Consider the following 4,186-nt stretch of genomic DNA (forward strand, 5'->3'; position numbering starts at 1 on the left):
GGAGCCGTACCACCCGCCGCAGGCCTACCCGTCGGCCGAGGAGCCCGCGGACGCGGTGCGCCGGCCGCGCACGGACGCGCGTACCCTGCCGCGCACCCGCAAGGCCCGGCTGCGGGTGGCCAAGGCCGACCCGTGGTCGGTGATGAAGGTCAGCTTCCTGCTCTCCATCGCGCTGGGCGTCTGCACCATCGTGGCGTCCGCCGTGCTGTGGACGGTCATGGACGCGATGGGCGTGTTCTCCACGGTCGGCGGGACGATTTCCGAGGCCACCGGCTCGAACGAGTCGAACGGCTTCGACCTGCAGTCCTTCCTGTCCCTCTCGAACGTCCTGATGTTCTCGGCGGTCATCGCCGTCATCGACGTGGTCCTCGCCACGGCCCTCGCGACCCTCGGAGCGTTCATCTACAACCTCTCCGCGGGCTTCGTCGGCGGAATCGAGCTGACGCTGGCCGAGGACGAGTGACGCGAGGCCCGACACGCCTCGCGAACGTCCGCTGACGGTCCCGCGCCAACCGATTTTGGGACTGCCCCCCTCGTGCGCTAATCTTCAGGAGTCAGCGCGCGGGACATACACCGCAGAGCGCGGCGGGGCTATAGCTCAGTTGGTTAGAGCGCATCCCTGATAAGGATGAGGCCACAGGTTCAAATCCTGTTAGCCCCACCAGCGAGAAGACCCCCGGTCGATTGGGACCGGGGGTCTTCTGCGTTCCGGATCCCCCACCATCCCCCGCATCCTCCCCCGCGTTCCTCCGTACCCCTCCGTGTCCTTCCTCGCATCCCTCCGCATCCGTGACGGAGGGCTCCGGACCGCGGGGGCCGGGGCGGACCGGGGACGGGAATGCGAAGGTCCCCGGTCGGGGCGGACCGGGGACCTTCGGGGGTGCGGCTGGTGCTGTACGCAATGTCGCCGTCGTGTCATGGGTGCGGGTGGGGCACCGGCGGGGCCGGTGCGGCGCTGTCACCGTTGCAGGGGGATGGTGGGCCGGGCAGGTGGGGCGGCGGGGACGCACTGGGGATCGGCGGCGAGGGAAGGAACGTCGGCCGTCGGGCGGTGGCGGCAGGCGGGCGTCTTGCCGTGGGCTTCGGCGCGGATGCGCTGTTTCATCGTGGGGGGCAGGGACCGGGCATGCATTCTGGACCAGGGGGCCGTCGGCTGGGCCGGCACCGGCGCGCTCTTGGGCGCCGTCTCGGGCTGCTCCGCGGCCGCGGCGGCGGAGGCGGTCGTGGTGATGAGTCCGAGCGCCGTGCACAGCGCGAGGAAGGCAGTGACGATGGCGGTCCACAGCTTCATGACCTTGTGCTGGTCCATGTCCCCTCACTTTCGGGTTGGGCGATTTGCGTACTTTGCTCATGATGTGTATGAGGGCCGCGAAGTGGTGGACCGACGCCCGTGACGCCGCGATCTTCGGATGAACACCACTCGGATGGGCGCATGAGCGGCGAAAAGCCGCCAAGAGGGGAGGAGGGGGGACGGAATCACCGTCCGTGCGGGTGCGACCACCCTCCGGTCCGGGCGATTTCGTCCATGTCTACTGCGCTCACGCACACGGCAGTTGAGGGCCGACGCAGGTCACTGATCGGTATCGGCCGGTGTGTATAGTCGGGCGCCAGAGGTCCCCTACGTCAAGGAAAGACGAGGTCGCGCGGTGAAGAAGCTTCTCCTGGTCGCACTGGCCGCCATCGGCGGGCTCCTCGTGTACCGCCAGATCCAGGCGGATCGCGCCGAGCAGGATCTGTGGACGGAGGCGACTGACTCCGTGCCCACGGGTTCGTGAGCACCGACATCCGGTACTGAACAGGCCCCGACCGCCCGAGCGGTCGGGGTTTTGTGTGGGCCCGCGGACCCGGCCCCCTGTTGCGCGGGCGTGTCCTGTGGGTTAGGGCCCGCTCCCGGAGGCGGGTGTTTCGGACGCTCGTACGGAATGCGCGGACGGCCCAGCGGCACGCGGGGCAGGATGGGCGACGTCCGGAGCGACGAGACGCGGGGGTGGCGCGGCATGGAACGGGGCGGAGCGGGACGGCGGACGAGGGCGGGGCACCCCCGGCGCGACCGGCGCGCCCGCCGGCCCCCGGACAACCCCGCCGTGCGCCTGGCCGTCGCCGCGGCGGCGCTGTCCCTGGTGACGGCCTTTTCCGGGCCGAGCGCCTTCGCGGCCGGGTCACCGGGCCCGTACGCCTTCACCGACGGAGCCCCGTCCGTCCCCGGGGCGACGAGCGCCACGGACGCCGAACGCCTCGAGCCCGGCCGTGCCTACAGAAGCTCCCTGCCCAGGGACGGCAGGCTCTACTACCGCCTCGACCTCGACGCCACCTCCACCGCGTACGTCTCCGCCACCGCGGTACCCGCGGCCGGCACCACGGTCGCCGCCACCGACGGCCTCAGGATCTCGGTGCAGGACGCCCGCGGCACCTCCTGCTCCATCCAGGCCGCCCGCTTCGGTGCGAGCCGCAGCCCGCACCCCGTCGCCGCCTGGGGGGCGCGCGAGGCCTCCCCCGGCCACACGCTGTGCCAGGGAGCCGGCACGTACTACGCGCTGATCGAACGCATCGGTGCCGACAACTCCTCGTCCGACACCTGGCCCCTCGAACTCGCCGCGTTCTCCGAGCCGCCCCTGAGACACACCGGAGCGACGACGGCGCCCGAGTCGTGGAACTCCGCCTCGCCCGAGCCGGTCACCGGCCGGGCGGCGGAACGCGCGGGCGGCGCCGGGTTCGCCGCGGCGAGCACGATCGGACCAGGGGCCTGGCGGACCCGGATACGGCCCGGCCAGACCCTCTTCTACCAGGTGCCGGTCGACTGGGGACAACAGCCGAACGCCACCGCCGAGCTGGACGGTGCGAGCGAGGGCAGCGGCTACGTGAGCGGCGCGCTGACACTGTCGCTGTACAACCCGGTGCGCGGGCGCGTCGAGGAGGCGTACGCCGGTTACAGCGGCCGGCAGACCACGGCCGGCCTCGCGCCCCTGCCGCCCGTCGCCCACGCCAACAGGCACGGCTTCGCCGACCAGGTGAAGAGCCTGCGGTTCGCCGGCTTCCACTACCTGGTCGTGCACCTCGCCGCCCAGACCGCCGAACGGTTCGGCGAGGGGCCCCACGGCCTGACCCTGCGCGTGCGGGTGGACGGCACGGCACGGCCCGGACCGGACTACGCGGGCCGGTCCGAACCCGTGCGGCTCTTCGACGTCACCGCCCACGACCGGGCAGCGGCGGCGCCGGCCGGGGCCGCGGACGGCACGGCGGCGCTGCGGGCGCTCGCCGCCGGCGGAATCGGCGCGGGGACCGTCCTGCTGGCCGTTCTCGGGGTGTGGACGGCGGTCGCCCGGCGCGGGGCGGGCTCCTCGGCCACCCCGGGCGCCTCGTAGGGCGCGGGCAGGGGGCCGGACGGCTCCGGCGGGCCTCACAGACGGGTCAGCGCCCAGAACCCCACGGCGTAGCAGGCCAGCGCGAGCAGCAGCAGCGGGACCGCCACCGCGGCGGGCGGCCCGGGACGGCGGGGACGACGTACGGCGCGGTGGCGGGAGTGACCCCGGGCCGGAACGGGAACCCGCGGATCCTGAGCGGTGTACGAAGCGGTGGGGGCGTCGGCGCGGACCGCTGGGCCGAGCGGCACGCCGCCGGGGGGCGGCAGGGGCAGGGCCTGGGCCGGAGGGGAGGCCGGCGCGGTCGGCGCGGGCGGGACGGCCTGCGGCGGCGGCAGGTGGAAGCTGCCGGTGTCCGACATCGTGGAGGACCGGACCGGGTCGGCGGACGAGCCGCTGCCGTCCGGCTCCGGCTCCGGCGCCGGGCCGATCCCCTGCCGGGAAACGAGCCGCGGGTCCGACGCGACGGAACCGGTGCCTGAGCCCGCGGAGCCGGCGCGTGATCCCGCGGAGCCGGTGGCGACGGCCCCGGTGCCGGGCCGAGCCGGTGCGACGGCGCCTTCCGCCGCGCCGGCGGACCCGGCCACCCCGCCGTGCACGGCCGCCCCACCACGCCCGACCGCCACCCCCGGGCTCCGCCCGAGCGGGCCCTCCGGTCCGAACCCCGGCGGCAACGGCCCGAGTTGGTCGAAGATCTCGATCAGCTCGTCGTCGGGACCCGGCTCCGGCAGGAGCTCGGCGCACGCGACGAGGGCCTTGCGCGCCCCCGTCGCCGTACGGAACCGGGCCTGCGGGTCCGGCTGCAGCAGCGCGGCCACGACCTGCCA

The 4,186-nt window shown here is 74.1% G+C and carries 4 protein-coding genes, 1 tRNA gene and 1 pseudogene; 4 read left to right on the forward strand and 2 right to left on the reverse strand.

Features of this window, described 5'->3' with window-relative positions; all coding sequences use genetic code 11:
• Both RH94_RS26530 and RH94_RS26535 read left to right on the forward strand, forming a co-directional pair.
• Positions 1-463, forward strand: a 463-nt coding sequence (locus RH94_RS26530) for a DUF3566 domain-containing protein (protein WP_073950639.1), incomplete at its 5' end; no start/stop codon positions are given.
• 124 nt (positions 464-587) lie between these two features.
• Positions 588-664 (forward strand) — tRNA-Ile (locus RH94_RS26535).
• Positions 665-958: 294 nt separating this feature from the next.
• Here the strand turns inward: RH94_RS26535 and RH94_RS26540 are convergent.
• Positions 959-1,309 (reverse strand): DUF6344 domain-containing protein, encoded by a 351-nt coding sequence (locus RH94_RS26540; RefSeq protein WP_073950640.1) that lies wholly within the window; start codon positions 1,307-1,309, stop codon positions 959-961.
• 337 nt (positions 1,310-1,646) lie between these two features.
• Between RH94_RS26540 and RH94_RS44680 the strand changes: the two genes are divergently transcribed.
• Both RH94_RS44680 and RH94_RS26550 read left to right on the forward strand, forming a co-directional pair.
• Positions 1,647-1,775, forward strand: coding sequence for a DLW-39 family protein (locus tag RH94_RS44680; protein ID WP_003999697.1), 129 nt, complete (start codon positions 1,647-1,649; stop codon positions 1,773-1,775).
• A gap of 222 nt (positions 1,776-1,997) precedes the next feature.
• On the forward strand, positions 1,998-3,362 hold the full coding sequence (locus tag RH94_RS26550) for a hypothetical protein (protein WP_234426067.1): 1,365 nt from the start codon (positions 1,998-2,000) through the stop codon (positions 3,360-3,362).
• A gap of 35 nt (positions 3,363-3,397) precedes the next feature.
• Here RH94_RS26550 and RH94_RS44685 read toward each other — a convergent pair.
• A pseudogene (locus RH94_RS44685) lies at positions 3,398-4,186 on the reverse strand (serine/threonine protein kinase); the annotation flags it as partial.

Source organism: Streptomyces kebangsaanensis, from assembly GCF_001906585.1.
Taxonomy (GTDB): Bacteria; Actinomycetota; Actinomycetes; order Streptomycetales; family Streptomycetaceae; genus Streptomyces; species Streptomyces kebangsaanensis.

What these genes read in the sequence shown, in the direction of transcription:
- RH94_RS26540 (WP_073950640.1), bottom strand. Translation starts at nt 1,309, where the DNA reads ATGGACCAGCACAAGGTCATGAAGCTGTGGACCGCCATCGTCACTGCC.
- RH94_RS26550 (WP_234426067.1), top strand. Translation starts at nt 1,998, where the DNA reads ATGGAACGGGGCGGAGCGGGACGGCGGACGAGGGCGGGGCACCCCCGG.